At 46.7% G+C, this 25169-nt stretch carries 24 protein-coding genes; 12 read left to right on the top strand and 12 right to left on the bottom strand.

Annotation, left to right across the window (positions count from 1 at the left end; all coding sequences use genetic code 11):
• Positions 1-82: 82 nt before the first annotated feature.
• From Q7Q81_RS01460 to Q7Q81_RS01450, 3 genes are read right to left on the bottom strand one after another with little or no spacing between them, the layout of a single operon-like run.
• Positions 83-976: a hypothetical protein gene (locus Q7Q81_RS01460; protein WP_304273115.1), complete on the bottom strand. Its 894-nt coding sequence runs from the start codon at positions 974-976 to the stop codon at positions 83-85.
• Positions 973-1548, bottom strand: coding sequence for an hDIG domain protein (locus Q7Q81_RS01455; protein ID WP_021720778.1), 576 nt, complete (start codon positions 1546-1548; stop codon positions 973-975). Before Q7Q81_RS01455 ends, Q7Q81_RS01460 begins: the two co-directional genes overlap by 4 nt.
• Before the next feature lie 59 nt (positions 1549-1607).
• Positions 1608-2042, bottom strand: a complete 435-nt coding sequence (locus Q7Q81_RS01450) for an RrF2 family transcriptional regulator (RefSeq protein WP_293387902.1) — start codon at positions 2040-2042, stop codon at positions 1608-1610.
• A 186-nt stretch (positions 2043-2228) separates the two neighbouring features.
• Here Q7Q81_RS01450 and Q7Q81_RS01445 point away from each other — a divergent pair, with 186 nt between their 5' ends.
• From Q7Q81_RS01445 to Q7Q81_RS01425, 5 genes are all read left to right on the top strand, one after another.
• A complete protein-coding gene (locus Q7Q81_RS01445; RefSeq protein WP_304273112.1) occupies positions 2229-2567 on the top strand; it encodes a hypothetical protein in 339 nt (112 codons plus the stop codon).
• Positions 2568-2626: 59 nt separating this feature from the next.
• Entirely contained in the window at positions 2627-3565 is a 939-nt protein-coding gene (locus tag Q7Q81_RS01440; protein WP_304273110.1) for an AEC family transporter, read from the top strand.
• A gap of 92 nt (positions 3566-3657) precedes the next feature.
• The gene (locus Q7Q81_RS01435; RefSeq protein ID WP_304273108.1) at positions 3658-5061 is read left to right on the top strand and encodes an FAD-binding oxidoreductase; all 1404 of its coding nucleotides are present in this window, start codon (positions 3658-3660) and stop codon (positions 5059-5061) included.
• 209 nt (positions 5062-5270) lie between these two features.
• On the top strand, positions 5271-5558 hold the full coding sequence (locus tag Q7Q81_RS01430; protein WP_304273106.1) for a LysM peptidoglycan-binding domain-containing protein: 288 nt from the start codon (positions 5271-5273) through the stop codon (positions 5556-5558).
• 254 nt (positions 5559-5812) lie between these two features.
• Positions 5813-6241 (top strand): hypothetical protein, encoded by a 429-nt coding sequence (locus Q7Q81_RS01425; protein WP_304273103.1) that lies wholly within the window; start codon positions 5813-5815, stop codon positions 6239-6241.
• Positions 6242-6309: 68 nt separating this feature from the next.
• On the opposite strand, the gene Q7Q81_RS01420 is transcribed toward Q7Q81_RS01425, so the two are convergent.
• The 6 genes from Q7Q81_RS01420 to Q7Q81_RS01395 form a co-directional block, all read right to left on the bottom strand.
• Positions 6310-7380, bottom strand: a complete 1071-nt coding sequence (locus tag Q7Q81_RS01420) for an ABC transporter ATP-binding protein (RefSeq protein ID WP_304273101.1) — start codon at positions 7378-7380, stop codon at positions 6310-6312.
• Positions 7381-7382: 2 nt separating this feature from the next.
• Entirely contained in the window at positions 7383-9080 is a 1698-nt protein-coding gene (locus Q7Q81_RS01415) for an ABC transporter permease (protein ID WP_293724750.1), read from the bottom strand.
• Positions 9080-10171, bottom strand: coding sequence for an ABC transporter ATP-binding protein (locus Q7Q81_RS01410; RefSeq protein ID WP_304273098.1), 1092 nt, complete (start codon positions 10169-10171; stop codon positions 9080-9082). The genes Q7Q81_RS01415 and Q7Q81_RS01410 overlap by 1 nt, the downstream gene beginning before the upstream one ends.
• Before the next feature lie 99 nt (positions 10172-10270).
• Positions 10271-11302 (bottom strand): ABC transporter substrate-binding protein, encoded by a 1032-nt coding sequence (locus Q7Q81_RS01405; RefSeq protein ID WP_304273095.1) that lies wholly within the window; start codon positions 11300-11302, stop codon positions 10271-10273.
• Positions 11303-11593: 291 nt separating this feature from the next.
• Positions 11594-11800, bottom strand: coding sequence for a cold-shock protein (locus Q7Q81_RS01400; RefSeq protein ID WP_210685187.1), 207 nt, complete (start codon positions 11798-11800; stop codon positions 11594-11596).
• Between the two features lie 125 nt (positions 11801-11925).
• Positions 11926-12573, bottom strand: a complete 648-nt coding sequence (locus Q7Q81_RS01395) for a YczE/YyaS/YitT family protein (RefSeq protein ID WP_304273091.1) — start codon at positions 12571-12573, stop codon at positions 11926-11928.
• Positions 12574-12772: 199 nt separating this feature from the next.
• Here Q7Q81_RS01395 and Q7Q81_RS01390 point away from each other — a divergent pair, with 199 nt between their 5' ends.
• The 6 genes from Q7Q81_RS01390 (at position 12773) to pdxT (ending at position 19203) form a co-directional block, all read left to right on the top strand.
• A complete protein-coding gene (locus tag Q7Q81_RS01390; protein ID WP_304096731.1) occupies positions 12773-13744 on the top strand; it encodes a YybS family protein in 972 nt (323 codons plus the stop codon).
• A gap of 59 nt (positions 13745-13803) precedes the next feature.
• Entirely contained in the window at positions 13804-15852 is a 2049-nt protein-coding gene (locus Q7Q81_RS01385; protein WP_304273088.1) for a DHH family phosphoesterase, read from the top strand.
• The gene (gene rplI / locus Q7Q81_RS01380) at positions 15824-16270 is read left to right on the top strand and encodes a 50S ribosomal protein L9 (protein ID WP_021719166.1); all 447 of its coding nucleotides are present in this window, start codon (positions 15824-15826) and stop codon (positions 16268-16270) included. The genes Q7Q81_RS01385 and rplI overlap by 29 nt, the downstream gene beginning before the upstream one ends.
• 327 nt (positions 16271-16597) lie before the next feature.
• Positions 16598-17362: a sulfite exporter TauE/SafE family protein gene (locus tag Q7Q81_RS01375; protein WP_304273085.1), complete on the top strand. Its 765-nt coding sequence runs from the start codon at positions 16598-16600 to the stop codon at positions 17360-17362.
• A 393-nt stretch (positions 17363-17755) separates the two neighbouring features.
• Positions 17756-18628, top strand: a complete 873-nt coding sequence (pdxS, locus tag Q7Q81_RS01370) for a pyridoxal 5'-phosphate synthase lyase subunit PdxS (protein ID WP_304273082.1) — start codon at positions 17756-17758, stop codon at positions 18626-18628.
• A complete protein-coding gene (pdxT, locus tag Q7Q81_RS01365; protein WP_304273079.1) occupies positions 18628-19203 on the top strand; it encodes a pyridoxal 5'-phosphate synthase glutaminase subunit PdxT in 576 nt (191 codons plus the stop codon). Before pdxS ends, pdxT begins: the two co-directional genes overlap by 1 nt.
• Here pdxT and Q7Q81_RS01360 read toward each other — a convergent pair whose 3' ends face one another.
• Positions 19204-20619, bottom strand: coding sequence for a PLP-dependent aminotransferase family protein (locus Q7Q81_RS01360; protein WP_304273077.1), 1416 nt, complete (start codon positions 20617-20619; stop codon positions 19204-19206).
• 266 nt (positions 20620-20885) lie between these two features.
• On the opposite strand from Q7Q81_RS01360, the gene Q7Q81_RS01355 reads away from it, so the two are divergent.
• Entirely contained in the window at positions 20886-22352 is a 1467-nt protein-coding gene (locus tag Q7Q81_RS01355; protein WP_304273075.1) for a bifunctional metallophosphatase/5'-nucleotidase, read from the top strand.
• A gap of 128 nt (positions 22353-22480) precedes the next feature.
• Here the strand turns inward: Q7Q81_RS01355 and Q7Q81_RS01350 are convergent, their stop codons facing one another.
• Both Q7Q81_RS01350 and Q7Q81_RS01345 read right to left on the bottom strand, forming a co-directional pair.
• Positions 22481-23644: a M20 family metallopeptidase gene (locus Q7Q81_RS01350; protein ID WP_304273073.1), complete on the bottom strand. Its 1164-nt coding sequence runs from the start codon at positions 23642-23644 to the stop codon at positions 22481-22483.
• A 167-nt stretch (positions 23645-23811) separates the two neighbouring features.
• On the bottom strand, positions 23812-25107 hold the full coding sequence (locus Q7Q81_RS01345; RefSeq protein ID WP_304273070.1) for a hypothetical protein: 1296 nt from the start codon (positions 25105-25107) through the stop codon (positions 23812-23814).
• Positions 25108-25169: the final 62 nt, after the last annotated feature.

Genomic DNA, 25169 nt, shown 5'->3' with positions numbered 1-25169 from the left:
AACAGATTCTAAATTCTGCTGCGTAATAAAAGTCTAACTTTTTGGGGTCACTACAGCTGGCGAGCTGTCGGAGGATTTTTCTTTATGGCTGATTCAGTTTAAAGCTGTCTAAGGAATAAATGGCCTGGGACAGATAGTTATCTGCCTGTAGCGCAGGCATTACGTACAGCAACTTGTAGGTTTTGCCGTTCTGCTGAGCTTCTGCGGTCAAAAGCAGCTTGTTGCCATGATAATCATTGTGGGCACTCAGGCGGCAGGTCCATATTAACTGATTGCCATGCTGCCATTGCCAGTATACTTTGGCATTTTCATAGACAGGCAGAGCTTCTGTTGCCTTAAAGCTTGCAGTGTCCGCAGGGTCAAGCACGGTTGCTGCCAGCATCAGAGTGTTGCCTGCAGTGCGCACCAGCATAGCTCCTTCGGCTTGCGGCAGGTCTGCCAGCGGATTTTTACCGAAGGCCTTGGGCACAGCCATACTATAGCCGCCGGCTTCACTGCTGACGCTGATGAAATCGCTTGCCTGCGGTGTACGCATGAACTGCCTGGGCAGCGGCGGCTTGCCTACAAGATTCAGCTTTGGTTTAGGCTTGGGTTTATCTGCCGGCGGCACAGGCTCGTTGCTGACAACAGGCGGTTTAGCTGCAGTATTTGCAGCAGCTGGTGTTGTTGGCACTTCTGCCATAGGTGCTTTTGCTTCATTCACTGTCATGGGCGCTTCGGCTGCTGTTTCTTCCTGCTTTGGCGTTGCCGGTACAGTAGGAGCAGTGCTTACGATGTTATTGTCTGCAGCGTTTTCCTCTGCTTGGGAAGAGTCAATACTGCTTTCGGCTTCCGTCGGCTCAGCCTGTTTGGTGGGATTATTGGCAACTATGGCCGGTTTCTGTTGATAATCCTGCAACATCTCTTCAGCTGTGGCCGCGAAGCTGCTGCCTGCAAGGCTGAGCAGCAAAGAGCAGATTAAGGCTGTGCGCCTCATAATTTATCGCAGACTTCGTTGATGGCTGCTTCGTCCACACGCATAGCGGCGATGGTTTTCTCCATCAGCTCGTCCAAAGGCCAGCCCAGGATATCGGCACCCTGTTTGATTACATCGCGGCTACAGCCGGCAGCAAAGTGTTTGTCCTTAAATTTTTTCTTCAGGGATTTCAGCTCCATGTCCTGTACGCTTTTGGAGGGGCGCATAAGGGCAGCGGCACCGATTAAGCCGGAAAGCTCATCGATAGCGAAAAGCACCTTTTCCATTTGATGCTCAGGTTCGATGTTAGCGGCAGTCAGGCCCCAGCCGTGGCTGGCAGTGGAACGGATAATGCTTTCGTCCACGCCGTGCTCGCGCATCAGCTCCTGAGATTTTACGCAGTGTTCCTCGGGATACAGCTCAAAATCCAAGTCATGCAGCAGGCCTACGATGCCCCAGTATTCCTCCTGGTCTGCATAGCCAAGCTCCTTGGCAAAGTAACGCATAATGCCTTCTACAGTCAGCGCATGACGTAAATGAAAGGACTCCTTGTTATATTGACGTAATAAATTCCAGGCTTCTTCTCTGTTCATATTATTTTCCTCCTAATGCTTTGTTATTTTTCTATAAAATGCTGGTGCTTAGCTCGCTTTTAAATATTTTCAGCCTTCGGATGCTTGGCACGGTAATCGCTTATCATATCGTGCAGCGTAGTGTGGTCAACTACGCCGTCAATGGCCTGCTGAATTTTTTTGTACAGACCGATGGTGATACAGGAATCAAACTGATCGCAGGGTGTTTTGCAGTCCAGGCAGGATACGGGAGCAAGACTGCCCTCGACTGTGCGCAGAATTTCACCGACAGTGTATTCATCAGGCGTGCGCGCCAGACGATAGCCTCCCTGAGCGCCGCGAGCACTTTGGACAAAGCCTGCTTTACTCAGCTGGTGAATAATTTGCTCTAAGTATTTATCGGAAATATTTTGCCGTTGGGCAACTGTTTTTAATGGTATATAGCTACCGGTGTGGTTGATTGCTAAATCGAGCATCAATCGCAGGGCATAACGTCCCTTGGTAGAAATTTTCATTACGGTCACAACCTTTCTAATGACTATATTCTACTATGAATTTAGTAGGAATTCAATAATGATTATCATATCTGTGTTATGCGGGCATAAATTAATGATTCTGTACACGGAATATGAAAATGCTAGTGCCATTTTATTGCTTTTGTGTTAAAATACCCTTATACAACTATTTTTGGAGGAAGCAAGATGGAAAAAAATAAATTAGATAAAACCTTTAAGCATTATCTGGGAGTTTTTACCGAGGATAAGGAACTGGGCAAGATTTTGAACAAGGTATCCTTCCAGGAATTATTCAATCCTAAGTTTTTGCAGGAAAACAGCAAATTTACTTCTATGGATGATATGATCTGGCGCAGCGGCTTTGGCATTATGAACCTGATGGAAGTAGAAAATGTTAATCAGGATAAGTGGAATGAGTATATTGCCAAAAATACCGAATGTGAAACTTGGCACGATTTTGGCAAGGTAGCAATGATTGACTGGATGAAAAACAAACTGGAAGAAGTAAAAAAATCCAAAAACTAAAATCTTCGTTGCCGGAGCTGAATGCTTCGGCAATTTTTGCCTTATGAGGGGAATAAACAATGGAAATAGTTTTACATGCATTAAACGGTGTGCTGACCATCATGCTGATGATTGCTGTCGGCTTTTATTTAGAGCGCAGGGGTTGGTTCAGTGAGGAAAGTGTGGCGCTGATTTCGCGTCTGGTGAATTATGTCTGCCTGCCTACATATATGCTGACCAATATTTTGGGGCAGTTTAAGCATGACCAGCTTATTACGCTTTCTCATGGCCTGATTGTACCGGTTATTTCGATGCTGGCAGGCTATTTTATCAGCAGGCTGCTCGGACGTCTGATAGGTGTTCCGCCGGAGCACAGAGGAATTTTTTCTATCTGCGTCAGCTTTTCCAACACAATTTTTATCGGCCTGCCGTTAGGTATAGCCTTATTCGGTGATGCCGGTGCGCCGTATATTATGATTTACTACATGGTGAACACAACGCTTTTCTGGACTATCGGCTTTCATGATTTGGCAAGCAGCAATGGCGTAACCATGCCGCTTTTCAGCCGTAAGACACTGAAAAGCATTATGTCGCCGCCGCTGATGGGCTTTATGCTGGGCGTAGTGATGGTACTGCTGGAATGGAATCTGCCTGAGCCGGTGTTCAAGTCCTTTCATTATCTGGGAAGCATGACTACGCCGCTGGCGATGCTGTTTATCGGTATTGCTATGAGCAAAACCCGTTGGGAAGAAATTGCCGTAGGCAAGGAGCTGGTAGTTGCTATGCTGGGACGCTATTTAATCTGTCCTTGGATAGTTTTCCTGATCCTGCCGTTTTTCCATCTGGAGCCGATGATGGAAAAGGTATTTGTCATTATGGCGGCCATGCCGGCGATGACAAATACGGCGATTGTGGCCAAAGGCTACGGCGGCGATTATAAATATGCTGCTATGCTGACGGCGGTAAGCACGGTGCTGGCGGTCTTTGCAATACCGTTTTATATGTGGTTGGTACACTGAAAAATATTTGCTGTTATAAATGTCGCTGTTTGTGATAAAATAAGCATAGAGTGGTTTAAAATATAAATGTTGCAAATGAGGAGGACTGAATTATGGAGTATAACAAGCTGTCTAACGAAATAATTACCAAGCTGCAGGCCTTGGTGGGCGTGCAGAATGTAGTGACGGATGCAGGGCAGATGGAAATATATGCCCATGATGAAGTAACTGACCCGGCTTATCATCATATGCCTGAGGCTGTCGTATTTGCGGAAAATGCACAGCAGGTGGCGGCTGTGGTCAAGCTGGCGAATGAATATCACTTCCCGGTTGTGCCACGTGGCGCAGGCACAGGTCTTGCCTGTGGTGCAGTGCCCATTTACGGTGGTGTAGTGCTTTCGCTCGAAAAGATGAATAAAATTATCGAGGTTAATGCCGATGCTATGTATGCGGTTGTAGAGCCGGGTGTGCGCACTTCCGATTTGCAGACTGCGGCTGCGGCCAAGGGAGCCTTTTATGCAGGCGACCCCTGCAGCGGTGATTCATGCTTTATCGGCGGCAATGTGGCGACCAATGCCGGTGGCAATCGCGCGGTTAAATACGGTACTACGCGTCATCAGGTATATGCCGTTGAGGTGGTAAATCCTACCGGCAAGATTGTGCAGCTGGGAGCACGCCTGCAGAAGCAGACTACAGGCTATTGCCTGGAGCAGCTGATAATCGGCAGTGAGGGTACTCTTGGTATCATTACACAGATTACAGTGAAGCTGCTGCCGTTGCCTAAGTACAGCATGGATCTGCTGGCGGTTTTTGAATCCCCTGAGGATGCTATCGGCACGGTAAACAAGCTGATTATGGCCGGTATTATGCCTACCTGCGTAGAATACATGGATAATATTACTATAAAATCCGTAGAGCGTTATCTCGGTACAACGCTGCAGGGCAGTGACAAGGGCAATTATCTTATCGTAGAAGTGGAAGGCACCGGAGAGGATGACCTTGATGAAAAGGCCTGCACAATGGATGAAATCTGCTCGGAAAACGGTGCCGGCGATGTGCTGGTAGCGGAGCACGATAAAATTTGGCAGGCACGTAAGGCCTTTGCCGAAGCAGTGCGTGCGGAAAGCCTGATTGTCTGCAAGGAGGACGTTGTCTGCCCGGTAGATCATGAGCCTGCGCTGCTGGCGGAAATTTTGCGTCTGGCTGATAAATATCAGCTGGTAACACGCATTGCCAGTCATGCCGGTGACGGTAATATCCATTTGAATATCCTGAAGCAGGAGCAGGAGGATTATGCGGACTGGGATGCCAGAGTCAAGGCCAATCAGCAGGAGCTGTACCGCTTTATTTACGCACACGGCGGCCGCTTGAGCGGTGAGCATGGCATTGGGTATAAACGCAAACAGCTTATGGAGGAATTCACTAATCCCGATGAGCTGGAAATGATGCGTGCGATTAAAAAAGCCCTGGACCCCAATAATATACTGAATCCGGGCAAAATTTTTGATATAGAGTAACATATATTAAGCAAAAAGGCATTGCCGAGAGGTGATGCCTTTTTTTGCTGCGTTGATTTTTTATATATTACGCATAAACTATATTGATGCTTGGAAATGTGTTCGTAAAATATCAGAAAACAGCAAACAAAAATTCATAAAATCATTGACAAAGTTCACGGTAAACACTATAATATAACCAAACAAAGATTTATTAGGCGGTGATAGATATGAAAAAGTTTTTAAGCATTATCTGCTGTGCTTGCTTCCTTTATGCCGGTTATAGTGCTGTGTTTGCTGATGAACCAGTTTACAAGGAATATAAGGTGACTGTTGCTGAGGGAGAAACTTTGTGGGAAATTGCCGGTCGTCATACAGAAGCGCGTGAGGATGTGCGTGAAGTCATTTTCCGCATTGAACAGGCGAACAAGCTTAATTCCAAACATATTTATCCCGGTCAGGTTTTAAGGGTGCCTCTGCGCGTTCATGATGACGGACTGATGGTAGCAGAAAAATAGATGAGAATATAATAAAAGATAGAAATAAAGGTTGGAAATAATAGAGGCTGTTGTATCTGCAGGGTGATACAATAGCCTTTGGTACTTTATAATCGAGATTGTGAGGCTCTTGATAACCTTTAGGGATGCGCTTCGGTTATAGGGAAATATAAATTCCGGGTAGTAACAATCTCGTTACTTTAATTTCACAGAATGCTTGCAAGGCTTTTGACGCTGCTTGTCGAATATAATAAGTATTCTAGGAGGTATGCGTTATGAGAAATAAGAAATGGATTGCGGCAGCACTTGTGTGTGGTTTTGTTTTAGGTAACAGTATGCCTGCGGCGCAGGCCGGCATTTTAGATAAGGTCCTCAAGGGCGGCGTTATCGGTTATGCTGTAGATGCTACCGCTCCGGCGTTGAATAATGCAATTAACTCTGTAACGGCCAAGTACGGTGTAAGTTCGACGGATGCTACGAAAGTAGTACCGGTTATTTCTGTTGGTGACGGCAGCCGTGCCGGTGCAGCGCAGGTTTCCGGCCCGCAGGCGAAGGTTGACCAGGTGAAGGCGGCGCTGATGATTGAGCAGACGCTGTTGGGCGTACGCTGCAAAGTGCTGATTCCGGTAGACAATGTGTCTTATAAAAATGTTAACCGTGTGCAGGGCGTGGGCGTTAGCGCTTCGCTGGACGTAAAGCTTTAAAAGAAGAGTGAAATAAGACATAAAAAACCAGCATATCATATTGATATGCTGGCTTTTTTATGGAGAGCTTATTCGTTTACTTTGTACCAGAAGGGACGTAGGAAGTGCAGATAGCATACCTCGTTAACTTCAGGACCGGGATCACGGCGCCCGATTTGTACGCGGATTTCCTGATCACCGATTTTTACCAGATAATCGATGATTTCGCCCAGGAAGGCCTTGCGGATAACTGTACCACGCACGCCGTTGGGATCGGTTTCGCTGGTAAAGCGAATCTCGGTCGGACGGCTGGCGAGGTTGAAGACAGTTTCGCCACGCATACGGTCAGGGATAACAAGTGCGGACGGAAGTGCATGCTGTGAGCCTTTGATGAAGGCCTGGTTTCCTTGCCAGGTAACATCAGTGAAGCTGGATACACCGATGAAGCTGAAAACAAATTTGTTGGATGGGTTGTTGTAAACATTGAGCGGTGTATCAATCTGCTGCATAACACCTAATTGCATAACCAGAATACGGTCAGAAAGTGCCATTGCTTCGGATTGGTCATGTGTTACGTAAATAATGGAGAAGCCATATTTACGCTGCAGGTCTTTGATTTCAAAGCGCATTTCCTCACGCAGATGCGGGTCCAGACTGGAGAGAGGCTCGTCAAGCAGCATGACATCAGGATTAATAGCCAGCGCACGTGCTAAAGCAACGCGCTGTTTGCCACCGCCTGACAGGTTGGCCGGGCTGTCTTCTGCTGATTTCAGCAGGTTGGTAGCAATGAGAGCATCACGGGTGCGCTGATCAATTTCACTCTTGGGCAGTTTGCGCAGACGCAACGGAAAAGCAACGTTTTCGTAAACGCTCATGTGGGGCCATACAGCAAAGGCTTGGAAAACCATGCCGAAATTACGGTTTTCCGGAGGTGTATAGTGATGCTTTTTAGGTGAGGAAAGCAGGCGGTCGCCTACCCATACTTCACCGTCAGACAAATCTTCGAAGCCTGCTACCATGCGCAGGGTGGTAGTTTTGCCGCAGCCTGATGGTCCCAGCATGGAGAAGCATTCACCCTTGCCGATTTCCAGATTCAGGTTATTGACAGCGGTTACATCACCAAATTGTTTGGTTACATTTACTAAACGGATATAGGACATAATTAACCCTCTACTTTCTTGGTAAAACGATTAATCAGCATCTGACCGACTACAATCAGGATCAGGGCGATACCTGCGAGGGCTGTAGACATAACCGTTTCGCCGTCCTCGTTTAAGGTATAGATAGCAACACCGATAGTTCTGGTGGTAGGAGCATACAGCATAATGGATACGGTTAATTCGCGCAGTGCCGGCAGGAAAATCAGGAAGAAAGCACTGATCATACCGGGCTTAACCAAAGGAATAACAATATCCTTTAATGATTGCCACATGGTTGCGCCGCAGGAGCGGGATGCTTCCATCAGGGAATCGTGTACCTGTTCCAGGGCTGCGGAGTTAGCCTTCAGAGAGAAGGCCATGTAGCGGGCGATGTAGGCTACAAGAATAATCCATACTGTGTTGTAGAGGTTAACGCCAAATTGGCCGCTCCAGGCAAGGATTACGCCGAGGGCGATAACGGAGCCGGGTACGGAGAAGGGCAGCATGCCCAAGAATTCCAAAATACCTTTGCCGCGAACCTTCATCTTAACAATTACATAGGAAATCATAACGCCGGCAAACATAGTGATAATTGCTGCTGCCAGGCCTAAGCTGATACTGTTGAAGATAGCGTCTTTGGTAACTTCATATTCAAAGAGAATATATTTGTAGTTGTCCAAAGACAGGTTTTCCATCGTAAAGGGCAGGCCGTAGGTCTTAACGCCGCCTACAAGGAAGATAACTGCCGTAGGCAGCAGAATCGTGAAGGCGATGTAAGCCAGGCAGAAAAACAGCAGCGGATAACGCAGGCCGCGCAGTTTGAGCTCCATAGGACGGAAGCTTTTGCCGCCGATAATCTGGTAATGGCCGTTGCTGAGAATTTTTTGCTGTGCCCAGATAATGCAGGCTGCGGAAACAACCAGTACGGTTGCCAGTACGGTACCGGTACGGATAGATTCAAAGCTGCCGCCGCTCTGGTGAATCTTTTCATAAATAAGTGTCGGGATGTTGTAAATACCCTGTTCAATACCTAAAACAGCTACAGTACCGAAGTGAGCCATGGAGTAAAGCATAATCAGCAGCGCGCCGCTCATGATAGATGGCATAACCAGCGGAATGGTGATTTTGCGGGTAATCGTAAACAGGCCGGCACCGGAAATACGGGCAGATTCTTCCAAGGTCGGGTCCATACGTTCCAATGCACCGCAAACCTGGATAAATACGAACGGGAAAAGATACATAACCTCTACGGCACTGATGCCATGGTAGGTGTAGATATCGAAAACCGGACCGGAAAAACCGAAGGTTTCGATAAAGAATTTGTTGATATAACCGGAGTTAGGAGATAAAAGCATTTTCCATGCTAATGCACCGATGAATGATGGCAACATAAAGGGGACAAGGAAAAGGCTTTTCATAAAGTTCTTATAGGGCAGGTCAGTACGTGTTACCAGCCAGGCAAAGAAGGTACCTACAATAGTACTGCCGATAGTGGTCATGCTGGCGATAATCAGTGAATTGATGAGGGCCTGGAAGGTTTCAGGCTCGGTGAGTACTGCATAAAAGTCGTGGCTGTTGAAGGAGCCGTCAACAAAGAATGCGTTAAACAAAATCAGAAGTACCGGCCAGGCAACGAAGATGACCAGTACGGCGATAGAGATAAAAAGAATCAGCTGAGCTACGCCAAAGCCGGAATCTTTTTTGATGGTGCCTGTGCTCATTATTCCTCTACCTCCTTCAATTGCTCTGCATCAAACCAGAGCAGGCTGCGGAAGGTGATGTAGCATTCGTCGCCTTCCTTAAACATCAGATTGTTATTGATAGCTTCATGTGTCAAAAGCTCTGTACGCAGGCTTTCGCCGTCAATATCGATGGCATAGTCCATGGTTGCGCCCAGGAAGTTGGCGCGATGGATAATGCCTTTCAGTCCGGGGCCTTCACGGTGGATTTCTACATCTGAAGGACGGAAGGCTGCTACCCAGGCAGCTGCTTTGCCTTTAGGTGCTTCCCAGCGAACCTCCTGAGTGCCGTTGCCTACGACAAATTTGCCGTTAGCTTCCTTGACTGCCAGGAAATTAGCAATGCCCATAAATTTAAAGATGAATAAATCAGCAGGCTTTTCAAAAATTTCGTAGGGAGTGCCGATTTGGCGGATATGTCCCTGGGCATCCATAATAGCAATGCGGTCGGAAATAGCCAGTGCTACTTCCTGGTCATGGGTTACATACATAACGGTGATGCCGAATTTGCGCTGCAGTGCTTTGATTTCAAAGCGCATTTCTTCACGCAGGTTAGCATCTAGGTTACTCAGGGGTTCGTCAAGCAGCATTACGGACGGGTCAGATACTAAGGCTCTCGCCAAAGCTACGCGCTGTTGCTGTCCGCCGCTGAGCTCGGAAGGAAGGCGTTTTTCCAAACCCTTCATGCCGACTATTTCAACCATATCCATAACCAGCTTGTCGATTTCATCCTTAGGGCGTTTTTCCATTTTCAGCGGATAAGCAATATTTTCGTAAACCGTCATATGCGGCCATACTGCGTAATCCTGGAACACGATACCAAGACCGCGTCTTTCCGGGGGAATATATTCGCCGCTGCTGCTGTCGGCAACAGTAGTATTATCAATACTGATTTTACCGGCATCCGGAACCTCGTGGCCTGCAATCAGGCGGATGAGGACAGTTTTGCCGCAGCCGGAAGGACCAAGCAGGGTAAAGCATTCACCTTTTTTGATATTCAGGTCCAAGTTTTGCAGTACCTGGTGCTTAGCGTACCCCTTGGCGACATTTTCAACTTTAATAATGTCTTCCATATCTAAATAAAACTCCTTTTTGTTGAAAAAAGGCGGTACAGGTCAAACCTGTGCCGCCATTGCTTTGACTTACTAAATTTGACTGAGCTTGTCTGAAGCTTATTTCTTAACCTGCATAATATCAGAGAACTTCTTAATGGTTTCTTCTTTGGTCTTTACAGCTTCTTTGTAATCAATCTTAATGGATTTTTCCAGAGCAGCCTTCGGAGCCGGCAGATTAAATTTAGCAGGGATTTCTACGTCCTCGCGTACAGGGATGGTGCCTTGCTTTGCAACCAGGGTTTGTGCTTCTTTGCTTAACAGATAATCAACAAACTTTTTAGCAGCATCCAATTTAGTGGTGCCTTTGAAAATAGCTACCGGGCTGGGAACTACCAGGAGTTCAGGCGGATAGCACATTTGCAGATGAGCACCTTTGGCAATCTTAGCGTTGGTGATATAGTCAACTGCTAAGGAAGAAACAAGCTCGCCAGAAGCGGTATCGTCGATAACTTGACCGGAGCCTTTACCGATGCGGCCGCCGTTAGCTTTGATATCTTCGAAGAATTTCCAACCGAATTGTTTTTCCAACAGTGCTACGCTCATGTAAGAGGTGCCGGAAAGAGCCGGGTTAGCAATACCGAAGCCGTTTTTGTATTCCGGTTTCAGCAGGTCAGACCATTGGGTTGGAGCAGTTTTGACTTTATCGGTGTTGATGATGATGCCCAAAGTACCAAGACGTGCTGCATGGAAGGAGCCATCATAATCGTTGAACGGGTTAACAGTTTCTTTTAATACCGGGCTTTGGTATTTTTCCAAAATGCCCTCATCTTTCATTTTATAGAAATCAGGAACTTCACTGGTCCAGATAACGTCTGCCAAAATTTTGCCGCTTTGACGTTCAGCAGCGATTTTAGCCATCAGCTTGCCTGCACCGGCAGACTGATAGTCGACATCAATATCCGGATTTTGTTTCTTGAAGCCCTCAACGATGCCTTTAATCAGAGATTCCTTCATAGAGGTATAGATGATAAGTTTTTTGTCATTAGCAGGAGCAGCTTTCTTCTCCCCGCCACCGCCGCCGCAACCAGCTGTAAGCATAGTTACGAGCATTACGAGCAACAGTGCCCATAAACTAGTTTTCTTTGCCATTGATAAAACCTCCTTGAAAATACCGCAGCAGTTGCCGACGGTTATTATTACTATTCCGCTTTTGTATACACATTGTCTACAAAAACGCAACAATACTTTACTTAAATTTAACATAAAATTTACTAAACTGCAAGATAATTCCCGAAAGTCGCACTGTTTTTTAATTTTAGTAAGCGGCAATGTGGTGCATTTTATTTTAACTAAGTGCGTTATAAATCTCAGAATTTGTTTGAACAATATTATTGAAGCAATAAAAAAGGCCGGCAGATAAACTGCCGGCGCAGGTCCGTATTAAATAATCGGCGATACGTTCAATGCCATCGGGCCGTGTTTACCGCGTGACAGATGATAGGAAACACGCTGGCCTTCCTGCAGACAGCGATAGCCGTCGGAACGGATGGCTGAAAAATGCACGAAAACCTCCTGACCGTTGCGTGCTTCTATAAATCCATAGCCTTTGTTATTATTAAACCATTTTACTGTACCAATACTGAGCATAATTAAGCACCTTCTTTGACAAATATTATACTAACAGCTGTTGTAATGGATTATAACATACAATCTTGCAGAAAACAAGAAAAATTCAGAAAATTAAAACGAAATAATTAGAGTAATAAAAAATCTTACTCTAAGATGCTCCATTTGTCGAAAATATGCAGCTTGTTGCTGTAAAGCTGTATCCAGCGGCCGACGAGGATGGCTGCGGCAATCGTGCCTACGCCTACGCCGCGCATAGCACCGAAGTGCATAAAGGAAATTGCCAGGCTGATAGCAACGAGTGTGCAGTCGAAGCAGTTTTTGATGATGCTGAATTTAATTTTGCTGATAAAAGAAATAACCAGTACGATACCTTCACCGGCTGCAACGAAAATTTTGGCACGGATACAGAGAAAAACTCCGAAGGCAAGGATGATGGTGCTAAGGATGCAGTCAAACCATTGCCAGAACAGTGTGTCCGGTTTTACCCAGCTCAACAGGTTCATCGAAAAATCTATGCAGTAGCCGAAGGCGAGCAGTGTTACCAGCTGGCCCAGCAGCTCATGCCAGTAAATTTGCCGCAGCAGAATGGGCTGGGCAATAATAAAAAGCAGATTCAGGACAATAGTTATTTCACCGATGCTCCAGGGTGTAAACATACTCATAACCCATGGTACACTGGAAATGGGCGATGTGCCTAAATCAGCCTTGCAGGAAAGAGCAATGCCGAGTGTCATGGTAAAGATACCGACGAGAAACATGCAGCAGCGCTGCGGAAAATATTGCTTATGCAAGCTAAAACCCCCTATTTGAAAAAAATAAAAGACGCTTATGTACGGCAATTAATGCCAGACATGAGCGCTATTAATATTATACCATTTTTATATGAAATGCGCAATACTGCGCTTTGTAAGGCGTAAAGCCTTTGCTTTTCAGCGGTTGATGTAGTACAATAATATATTGAAGAAATATATCCATAAAGGAGGATAACCTGTGATTCGTAAAACATCTGCCATGGTTGAGGCCGGTATTTTAGCTGCCGTTGCCATCGTTATGGCTTTAATAAGTATGTATGTGCCTGTGCTGGGTGCTTTTGTTAATTTTGTCTGGCCCTTGCCGATAGTTATCTGTGGCTGCCGTCATGGCCTGAAGTGGAGCATTATGACGCTGTTGGTTGCTACCGTGATTATCGCGATGATTATAAGTCCGATTAATGCCTTTTTCCTGGCAGCGATTTTCGGCCTTTTGGGCTTGATTTTAGGCGAGTGTATGCGACGCCATCTGCCGCCGATGAAAATGATGCTTTACGGCAGTGTCGGCGCGGTTATTGCGCTTATTCTGAATATCGTGCTGAGCTTCTGGGTACTGGGTATTGACCCGATTGAGATGATGTTCAGCTCCTTCCACCAAAGCTTGGAGCAGCTGACGGTTTATTACCGCGAGCATGGCATGAGTGAGGCCGATATCAAAAAGACTGTCGACGGTTATGCCGAAATGCTGCGCATGATGCGCATTATTATGCCGGGTGCTTTTCTGATGTGTGCGCCGCTGATGGCCTTTGTGAACTATATGGCTGCCAAAAAGATTCTGACGAAGCTGGGTGAAAGCTTTGAAGCCTTTCCTCCGTTTACGATGCTGCAGGTTCCCGGCTGGATTTTGTGGCCTTATGCTGCGTCTTTGTTTGCGGTAACCTATTATTATCAGCATGATCAGGCAAGCTGGATGTATACACTGTCTGTCAATGTGCAGACGGTCTGCAGCTTTGTGCTGGTGTTGCAGGGCATCGTGCTGCTGTACTGGTTTGTAGAAACAAAGCACAAGCCGCGTTGGTGGGCCAATATCGGTATAGCGCTGCTCTTTATAGTGCCTATCTTTACCCAGATTATGGTTTATGTAGGTGCCTTTGATATTGTTATGGACTTCAGGAAAATCCGTCCTGCAAGCAGATTCAGAAAACAAAGGTAAAGTTCGGCAGCTGTGCCGGATTTGAGGTGAAAATGATGTTCAGTAGGTTTAACCGGAATATGAATTCCAAAGCGGATACTAATATTTATTTGCTGATAATTGTGCTGCTGGCAATATTAGTCTGCTATCTGCAGCCCAAGCTGATTTTTCCTGCACTGATTCTTTTTGGTGTTATATACTATTTCAGCCGCCAAAATCTTATTAACAGGGAAATCTTCTTCAGCAGTTATCTGGATAATATTATCCGCAATATTGAACGTACCAACCATTTTGCGGTGCGCAAGCTGGATGTAGGCATTGCAGTTTTTTCCAAAGATGGCAAGCTGCAATGGAAAAATGAATTATTTGCCGCCTGGACAGGCAAAAGTAATCTGGAGGGCAAAAAGCCTGAGGAAATTCTACCGTTGGCGCAGAATGCTTTTGAGCTGATGAGTGTGCGTGACGGAGAGCAGGTTATTCAGATTGAGGACCACTATTATCGTATGCGCTATTACAGCGTAGAAACGCAGGAGCGTCACAGCAAAAAGGAAAATACCTCCAGCGGCCTGATGCTGTATCTGACGGATATCACGGATTATGAGCTTTTGCGCCAGAAATACAGCAATGATAAGCTGTGCCTGGCCTATGTGCGCTTTGATAACTACGAAGAGGTTATGCGCGGTCTGAGCGAAACCAATATGGCCAATTTGAATGGCGAAATCAACGAGCTGCTGACCAAGTGGGCTGCCTCCAAGCAGGGCTTTATCTGCCGTATGAACAAGGAAAGCAGTCTGATGGGTTTTTCAATGTCTGCCGTAATGGATATGATGGAAGATAAGTTCATGATTCTGGATAAGGTGCGCGAAATCCGCAGCGGCAATAAAATACCGCCGACTGTAAGTATAGGTGTAGCCTGTGACGGCGTTACGCTGGAGGAGCTTATCGGCAATGCCAATAAGAGCCTGTATCTGGCATTAGGACGCGGCGGTGACCAGGCTGTTGTTATGAAGGATAAGAATACACAATTTTTTGGCGGCACGAGCAGTGTCGGTGCCAAAAGTACGCGTGTGCGTGCCCGCATCGTAGCGCAGACGATTCATGAGCAGATGCTGCAGGCCGACCGTATCTTTGTTATGGGACACGTCAATGAGGATTACGATGCCATCGGCGCTACCATTGGTATGGCTAAGCTGAGCCTGTCGCTGGGCAAGGAAACCTATATTGTCAGCAGCGAGCATAATGCCTATTATAAGCGTATTACAGAGGTGCTGGATAATGAGAACATCATTCTTTCGGATAATGAAACAAAGTATATAGATATAATGCGGAGCGGTGCCGATGCTTTACCGCTGGTTACCAATAAGAGTCTTTTGGTTATCGTCGATCATCACCGCGAGGTGCTTTCTGCCAGTAAGGCTGTACTGCAGGCTTGCCGAAACCGCATTATCATCGACCATCACCGTCGTGCCGAGGATATTATCGGTGATACAACACTGCTGTATCTGGAGCCTTCCAGCTCGTCTACCAGTGAGCTGGTAACGGAGCTGATTGGTTATTTTGATGACAGACTGGATATTACTCCGGCGGAGGCAACTGCCTTGTATGCAGGCATTGTCCTGGATACGAAAAACTTTAATGTGCAGACAGGCGAGCGAACTTTTGAGGCTGCCGCTCTGCTGCGCCGTTGCGGTGCTAACCCGAATCTGATACGCCAACTGTTTAAGGATGATCTGAGCTTTGTACAGCAGAAGGCTAAGCTGATAGCCGGAGCTAAAATGCCGATACCGGGCTTATCTGTTGCAGTTATGCGTAATGCCGACAATGATACTATGTCTTCCGTGCTTGCCGCGCAGACAGCGGATACTCTGATTACTATTGAGAGTGTAGCTGTAGGCATGGCAATTGTTGAATATAAAGATGGCTCCCTGAGCATAAGTGCCCGCAGTGACGGCAGCGTCAATGTGCAGGTAATTATGGAAGAGCTGGGCGGCGGCGGTCATCAGACGGTGGCCGGTGTGCAGCTGGCAAATAAACGTGCCAGGGATGTAGAAGCGCAGATTATCGCGCTGACTAAAAAACAGTTAGAGGAGTGTCAAACAGATGAAAGTAATTCTTTTACAAGATGTTAAAAGCTTAGGCAAAAAAGGTGAAATCGTAGAAACAGCCGAAGGCTATGGCCGCAACTACCTGCTGCCGCGTAAATTGGCTAAGGAAGCTACCGCTGCTAACCTCAACCAGGCTAAACAGGACCAGGCAACCGCTAAGCATCGTGCAGCTCAGGCTAAGGATGAGGCTGTTGTTTTGGGGGCACAGGTAGAAAAGGTTGTAGTAACCATGAAGGTACGCGTGGGTGAAAACGGTAAAATGTTTGGCTCCGTAACCTCCAAGGATGTTGCCGAAGCTTTGATTAAGCAAACCGGTCTGAACATTGACCGTCGTAAAATCGAGCTGAAATCCGCAGTTAAGGGCTTAGGCGAATACACCGCCGTTGCTAAGCTGCATACCGACGTAACCGCTACCTTCAAGGTTATGGTAGTTGCCGAATAATTTCAGAACGAAGCTGATGCATGTGGCAGTCGCCGGTGGCGGCTGCCGCTTTTTCTTGTGAGCTCTGTTACCTTCCACTCTTGACGGCTGCAAGGGTATGATGCTGCCATGTCTGGCGGTAGCTGGGAAAAATTAACTTTTCCTAAGTAATTTATATCACAGGTACTTCCTTTTTTGATTATTTAGGTGTAAAATATTTGCTGTTACGCAATTGTTTTTGAATACTTGCGGAATATATGAGAATACAGGTCAAAAGATGATTTTGACCGACGAGAGATAAAAAAAACTAAGCTAATCTGCAATGAGAATTATGAGAGAATGAGAGGGATGCAGATGGAAGTAGCAGGCTTTTTGGCCTTAGGTATTTTAGTTGGCTTATTGGGGGCGCTTTTAGGCATTGGCGGCGGTATGGTGATTGTACCGCTTCTGGTGTTTGCTTGGGATTATGAGCCGCAGCTGGCCATCGGTACTTCGGTGCTGGTGGTACTGATGAATGCTGTTTCGGGGACCTGGGTGTATGTCAGGCAGAAGAAGGCTTGCGTAGATGCAGCCTTGAAATTTGCCGTGGCTACCGTTCCCGGTGCATTTTTAGGCAGCTATGCCGCAGAATATCTGCAGGGCAGGCTTTTTTATCTGGTGTTCGGCGCTTTTTTTGTGCTGGCAGCGGTGAATATGTATCGCAAGGCTAATAAGGAGGCGGCGGGTAAGACGGCCGGCGAGGTGCCGGAAGTCTATAACTGGAAGCTGGGCGTTCTTTGCAGCGTCGGTGTGGGCTTTTTAGCCAGCATTTTGGGCATAGGCGGCGGTATTGTTCACGTTCCCTTTATGGTTTATGTACTGAATTTCCCGGTGCACGTGGCCATTGCTACTTCTACCTGCATTTTGGCAGTTTCCTCGCTTGCAGGCTTAGTGTCGCATGCTATGCTGGGGCATATTGTGTGGACCAGCGGCTTGGCGATTGGTGCGGGTGCCTTTGTCGGTGCTCAGGGCGGTGTAGCCTTGGCGCAAAGGCTGCAGTCCGGCATTTTGATGAAGCTGGCGAGCGTACTGGTGCTGATTACCGGCATTAAATTTTTGATGAATGCTCTATAAAGAGCAGGATTTTTATAGTTAAATATATTGCAGTAATAAGAGTTCAGTTTTGCATAAAAATGTGAGACCAGATGCAAAAGTAATGACATCCGGAAGTTGAAAAATGCTATTGCCGTTGTTATGAAGAAGGCAGATATGTAAATGCAGTATTGAGCTTGCTGAAGATACGCAAAAGCAGTCGCCATCATCGTTGATGATAGAGCGACTGCTTTTTTTGCTGTCTGTTGTAACGCTTCAGGCGTTGCTTAGCATTATGTTTGTGTAAGCTGTGAAAAAACCTATATTAAAACTGAACATAGCAAATTGACGAGAAATGAATATACTAATAAGCTCAGATGCAGGTATAATACTACACATAACCTATTATTTGCATATATATTGGAGGTATTTACAATGAACGAACGTTATAAATTAAATGCACAGCTGGCACAGATGTTAAAGGGCGGCGTAATTATGGATGTTACGACACCGGAGCAGGCGCGTATTGCGGAGGCAGCAGGTGCCTGTGCTGTTATGGCGCTGGAAAAGATTCCTGCTGATATCCGTGCAGCAGGCGGCGTAGCACGCATGAGCGACCCGAAGCTGATTAAGGAAATTCAAAACGCTGTTTCTATTCCTGTTATGGCAAAGGTTCGCATCGGTCATTTTGTAGAAGCGCAGATTCTGGAGGCTCTGGAGATTGACTATATCGACGAGAGCGAAGTGCTTTCTCCGGCTGATGATGTTTACCATATCGATAAAACTAAGTTTAACGTACCGTTTGTCTGCGGTGCCAAGGATTTGGGCGAAGCATTGCGCCGTATCAACGAGGGTGCATCCATGATCCGTACCAAGGGTGAGCCCGGTACCGGTGACGTTGTACAGGCAGTACGTCATATGCGCAAAATGAATCAGCAAATTGCGCAAATCGCTGCGATGGAAGAAAACGAACTGTTCAACGCTGCCAAAGAGCTGCAGGTACCGTATGATCTGGTAGTTTATGTACACGAGCATAAACGTTTGCCGGTAGTAAATTTTGCAGCAGGCGGTGTAGCAACTCCGGCTGATGCAGCTTTGATGATGCAGCTGGGTGCCGAGGGCGTATTCGTAGGCTCCGGTATTTTCAAATCCGGCGACCCGGCAAAACGTGCACAGGCTATTGTTAAAGCAGTAACCAACTTCAACGATGCTAAGATGCTGGCAGAGCTGTCCGAGGATTTGGGCGAAGCTATGGTAGGCATTAACGAGCATGAAATTCAGCTGCTGATGGCGGAGCGTGGTAAATAATGAGAATCGGCGTTTTAGCACTGCAGGGTGCATTTATTGAGCACGTGCAGGCCTTGTGTCAGCTGGGCGCGGAAGCTGTAGAGCTGCGTCAGCTGCCGGATTTGGAGCAGCCCCTGGACGGCATCGTCCTGCCGGGCGGCGAAAGTACGGTGCAGGGCAAGCTGCTGCATGAGCTTGGTATGTTTGCACCGCTGCAGAAAAAAATAGCGCAGGGCTTGCCGGTACTGGCAACCTGCGCAGGTATGATTCTGTTGGCGAAAAAGCTGACGAACGACAGCAAGGTACATTTGGCAACCATGCCGATTACTGTTAAGCGTAATGCCTACGGCAGGCAGCTGGGCAGCTTTTTTACCGAGGCTGAATTCGGCAAGCTGGGTAAAGTGCCGATGACCTTCATCCGTGCGCCGTATATTGACAGCGTGGGTGAAGGAGTAGAGGTGCTTGCTACCATAGATGAGCACATTGTAGCGGCACAATACGGCAAACAGCTGGCTTTGGCCTTTCATCCGGAGCTTGACGTTGCTAAAAGCACAGCAATCCACGAATATTTTGTCAGCCTGTGCGCTGAAAAATAATTACAGCTTCAGGTAAGGCTTCAGCACGGTAAACAGTGTGTCTAAGGCCGGATACAGTTTATCATCCGCTAGGCCGGTGTAATTCATCAGCAGGGTGTGCGAGCTGTCACCGACCTTTTCATGATAATAGTCCGAAAGAAATTTAATCTGAATGCCATTGGCGGCTGCAGCTTGCACAAGTCGGGAATCCTTGGCATCGGTAGCAAGATGCAGCAGAAAATGCAGACCGCTGTCCTCGCCTTCTACCGTAAGAGCGGGAGCAACGTCGGACTGCGTGAGATACTGCAGCAGGCGGTCGCGCTTGCTGCGGTAGTAGGTGCGCATTCTGTTGATGTGGCGTTCAAAATAACCGTCCTCGATAAATTTAGCGAGCGTAAACTGCTCAAAATTAGATACAGTACAGGAATAAAAGCCAAGCTTGTCATAAAACAGCGATGCCAGGTGCGGTGGCAGCAGCATGTAGCTGATACGGAAGGTTGGTGCCAGTGTTTTGGAAAAGGTGTTGATATAGATAACCTTTTCCTCGGTATCAATGCTCTGCAATGGCGGAATAGGCTTGCCGAACAGGCGGAATTCGCAGTCGTAATCATCTTCGATGATATAACGGCTGCTTTTTTTTGCTGCCCAGCGCAGCAATTCGTAGCGACGGCTGACGGGCATAACAATGCCGGTAGGGAACTGGTGCGAGGGGCTGATGTGCAGAATATCGGCACCGCTGTTTTCCAGAACGTCGGCGCGGATGCCCTGGGCATCCATGGGCAGATAACGGCAGAAAACATCGTTGGCCTGATAAGCTGCTGCCAGCTGTGGATAACCGGGGTTTTCCAACGCATAAACGTGGCTACGTCCCAAAAGCTGCACGATGAGGTTATACAGTGTCTGTGTGCCTGCGCCGATGATAATCTGCTCGGGGGCAATGTTCAGGCCGCGGAACTGGTAGAGATGACGGGCGAGCGCCTGACGCAGCGGCAAAACGCCGCCGGCGCTGGTATCGCTGATGAGAGCGTGCTCGTCTGCTGTGGTGAGCGTATTGCGCAAAAGGCGCGCCCAGATATTATAGGGAAAGGTGTCCGGCGGGACGCTGCTTTTGGCGAAGCTGACGCTTTGCTCCGTTGCTTGTGTTTTGAGTGACGGAGCTGCTTTGCGTTCTGCTTTTACCGGCAGAGGCTGCTGCTCAATGCGCGCTACGTAGTAACCGCGCTTGGGCTGCGAATAGATATAGCCTTCGACAACGAGCTGGGCGTAGGCATTTTCCACGGTGATGAGGCTGATGCCTAAATTTTTGGCCAGCATGCGCTTGGAGGGCAGCTTTTCCTCGGCGTGAAGTACGCCGACGGTGATATCATTTTTGATGCATTTGTAGAGGTGAGCATACATGCTCTCACCCTGTAAATTGGCAAAGCTGTAGGTTAGCATAGCTTGTAATCCTTTCTTAAGTAGCAAGCTCAGGTATAAGTTTTGACTATATCGAAAATCTGCATAAGAGAATAATTGATAAGTTCAGATGAAAATATGATACTATGTATCGGCCAAAAAGTAAAGCAGGCGAAAAAATAGCCGAAAATAATAAAAAACAGCCTCTTCCTACCCGAAAACCGCTTTTTGGGTAGGGGAAAATTGCCGGGTTTACCTTATAATAAAATTACCCAAAATACAGTAACTGCAGGAAATGAGGTGCTACTATGAAAAATTTAAAAAAGCTGACACTGTTACATTCCAATGACCTGCATGGTGATTTCTTGGCTGAAAGAATTGATAATAAGCTTGTCGGCGGCGTATCCATGCTTTCCGGCTACATCAATAAGGTAAGGGAAGAAGAAGAGAATGTTATCTACTGCATCGCCGGGGATATGTTCCGTGGCTCCGTAATTGATGCGGAATACAAGGGCGTATCGACCATTGAGATTATGAATCTGCTGGGACCGGACGTTGTGACCATTGGTAACCATGAGGTAGATTACGGTCTGTCGCATCTGCTGTTTATCGAAAAATGCGCTAACTTCCCGATTATCAATGCGAACTTTCACATCTGCACGAATAATAAGCGTCTTTTCCAGCCGTTTTATATCGCGCATATCGATGGAATGAAGATTCTTTTCATCGGCATAATTACCGAGGACGTACTGGCGCAGACGAAGATGGATAAGGTAATCGGTTCCTTTGTAGATATCTGCGAGGCGGCAGAGGAAATCGGCCGTATTTGTAATACCTACAATCCAATCGATATCGATTTTACGATTATTCTTACGCATATCGGCTTCGAAGAGGATAAAAAGCTGGCGGCAATGCTTGATCCAGCTTGGGGCGTTGATGTTATTATCGGCGGTCATTCGCATACCTTTTTGGAGCATCCGGTAAAGGTTAATGATATTCTTATTGTACAGGCCGGAACAGGCACGGACCAGATCGGTCGTTTTGATATCATGGTAGATACCGACCTGAATGCGGTGGATACCTATACCTGGTCGACTGTGCCTATTGATGAAACCCATTGCCCGCGTGATGAGAGCCTGGAAAACTTCATTATGCATTACAAGGATTTGACAGATAAAAAGTACGGCAGACTGGTTACCCGCTTTGCCCGCAAGCTGGAGCATCCTTCCAGAATTCAGGAAACTCCTCTTGGCAGTTTGGTAGCGGATGCGCTGCAGGAGAGCTTGGGCATTGATGTTATGCTGATGGGCTCCGGTGCTATCCGCAGCTATAATCTGGGACCGGTAGTGTTATACAGCGATTTTACCGAATGCTTCCCCTATGATGAAGCTGTATATATGCTGCCGGTTACCGGCGAGCAGCTGACGCGCATGATTAAGCGCTTCCTGCGCGAGGAGGCCTTTACTGGCGAGCATACGGAATTTTATCAGCTGTCGCAGGGAATGCATGTAGTATGGAGCCGCAGCGGCCAATGCTTCAAGGAGCTGACATTTGAGGGCAAGCCCTTGGGAGCGCAGCAGATTTACAAGATTGGTGTTTGCAAATATCATTACAGCAGCCTGAAGCCGTTTTTGGATATTACGCCGGAGGAGGCTGAAGCCAACGGCAGAGTACGCGTGCTGGCGACCTCGTATCGCGATGTGATTGAGGAATACTTTATGACGCATCAGCATCTCAAACGTGAAATTGAGGGACGTCTGGTTATTGAGGATTAAAGGTAATATAATAAGCATAAAAAAGTATCGTCCCGGCAAAAATGCCGGGACGATACTTTTTAGGGGTATGTAGGAAGAATATGATATGTAAGATGCTAATAAGGCATCTGCAAGCTTAATTATTTACCTCAGATATTAAGCATGATAGTGGCAAACAGTTTACATCTGCTGAAGAGAGTATCTACAACAGCAAATTCTTCTGCCGTATGGTTGCGTGCGCCCTGTACGCCGAGAGCGCAGATTGTAGGAACGCCTGCAGCCGTAGCATAGGCACTGTCGCTGCCGCCGCCGACTGCTTTGGCTGTAGGTTTCGGTAAATTGCATTCTGCTGCTGCTTCCTGTACTAATTTAAGCAAAGCAGCGGTACCTGGAACCTCATCCATGGATTGGAATTCCGTAGCAGTCTTGAGAACAGTTTTGGTATCGGGAACGTATTGCTTAGCCGCAATAGCCTGTAATTTGGGTAAAAATTCTTCCAGTAAAGCATAGTCGGTATAGCGTGTATCGCAGGTTAATTTTGCGTAGTCCGGAACGGCGTTGCTGACTGTACCGCCTTCAAATAAACCTACGTTGAAGTTAATACCCTTGTCGAAATCGGTTAAGGCTTCGATATCAAGGCCCTTATGCATTAATTCAATGATGGCGCTGCGGCCGTTTTGCGGGTCATTGCCTACGTGCGCACCGCGGCCATAGGCTTCCATGGTAAATTCGTATCTGCCCTTGCGTCTGGTGACAACGCCCTGATCCAAGAAACCGGTTTCAAAGTTAAATGCAGCCAACGCACCCTTGCTTTCCGCCAAAATTGTTTCGGAAGCATTGCTTAAGTAATGAGCTACTTCTTCGTCGCCTGCGAGGATTACTTTAATACCATGCTTGGTATAATTATTTGCCAAAAGCACTTTTAAAGCTGTCAGCATAATAACAATACCGCCCTTCATATCAAGGCAGCCGGGGCCGTAGGCTTTTCCGTCAACAATTTTAAACGGACGCTCTGCTACGGTGCCGTCCTTGAATACGGTGTCCATGTGACCTAATAAAACGATAAAATCTTTACCGGTATCGCCAATTTTGCCGACAAGTGTGTTGCCTGCTTTTTCGAATTCAATCTGAGTTGTAGTAAAGCCAAGAGATTTTAAAACAGCTTCGATTTTTTGTGCGATGAAGTCAACGCCTGCTTTGTTGCCGGAACCGCAATCAACGTTAACTAATTCCTGCCAAAGCTGTAGCATGTTTTCCTTTTCGGCGTCTATCTGCTGCCAAATTTTGTTTTTGTCTAATAATGTATCTGACATTGTTTTTGCCCCCTCAAAATAATAAAAGACTAATAAAGGCTAAGACCTTTATTAAAGAATACATCTTTTCGCCTAGTGTGTCAATAGGAGATATATGTGTATGTAATTTAAAAATAAAAAGGCTGAGGTTACAGTTTGGTGCTGAACCTCAGTCTTTGGAGGAGTATTTATAATTTTATTTTGTATATTTTGCGTGGGCGTCCTTTTGTTTCAGACATTTCCGAGCGGATTTCTTCGGCATAACCATGCTCCGTAAGGCAGGTGAGAATGCGACGGGCGCTGCGTGGCAGGATTTGCAGTATTGTGGCAAGCTCCTGCGCATTAAGCTCATCGCGTCCGTAAATTTTTAATGCATGGCAAATTTTGCTTAAGGTGGCTTGGCTGAGAGATGTCTTTTTGCTTACTGCTTCCAGCTGTGCGGAGGCATACTGATAATCTATCTGTTGTGTGCTTCCTAAAGGACCGCTGATTGTTTTGTCGTCAAGTACGACATACCAGCTGCCTTTCTGGTCGGCGCAAGCATGCTTTAAAGCAATAACGGCATTATATTCTGCTTCGCGGGCACTGTTGCCTATGCCGATGCCGCAGGCACGCAGGCTTTTGTTTAAATCGCGCAGAATCGGCAGTTCGGGCAGGCTGGTGAAGCTGTTGGTGAGCTGCTCTAAGCTGCCGCGCGTGGTGAAAATATAAAAATTACCTTCGTTGGCGGGCTTCAATGAGCCGCTGATGTTTTTGGTGTAGCTGATGAGCTTTTGCGAGATAGCGATTTCCCGGCTGTATAAGTCATCTACGGAATAAAAATTATCTTTATCTCCCAGCAGATTAAAGCTGAATACTTGCACGGCAATTTGGCCTTCCCGGAGTTTTTTTATACGGAATTGCGTTAAAATTACGTTTAAAATATTGCGTACAGTGACACGCACCGGCATAATACAGAAGGCCGGAATGCCTTCTGACTCCAATAGGCTTTTCACATAGCAGCTTTTGGTGACAGCAGCTTTAGTGATGCCTTTTTTAAAGAGCTCACGATGAAAAGCAGCATATCCGTTGAGCGATAAGGCACCATGTTCATCGGATAAATGATTAATAACGTTATAGTTTATCTGCATATCATCCAGAGCGCGGGTAATGTCATAATAGGGGATTGTATCTATACTTAATTCATCTATTTTAAAGCCTTGGTAAATAGCAGTGCAGAGTGTTTTATAAAAGCTGGCACCACGGTAAGGAATGTAGTAGACGGGCTTTTGTGCTTTGCCCCAGTTTTTTATATGCAAATAATTTATCTGGTCAAAGACGAGCCAGGAGTCAACTTCCTGCTGGTGGTTATCGATAATATTCAGTGTATGTGTTCCGTCGGCATCAATGAACGTAGCAATTTCGTAGTCATTATATTCTTCTATAACTTCCCGAAAGATATCTATGTTCTCTGCTTCGCCGATAACGCCTAACCTTATTTTCATGTGAACCTCCAAGGAATAAGGAGTGGATTGTTTGTTATTCCTTATTATAGAATATATTATAC

It is taken from the genome of Phascolarctobacterium succinatutens (assembly GCF_958453765.1).
Taxonomy (GTDB): domain Bacteria; phylum Bacillota; class Negativicutes; order Acidaminococcales; family Acidaminococcaceae; genus Phascolarctobacterium_A; species Phascolarctobacterium_A succinatutens_B.
The sequence above is the reverse complement of the archived record's forward strand: the minus strand, read 5'-3'. Positions and strand labels throughout refer to the sequence as shown.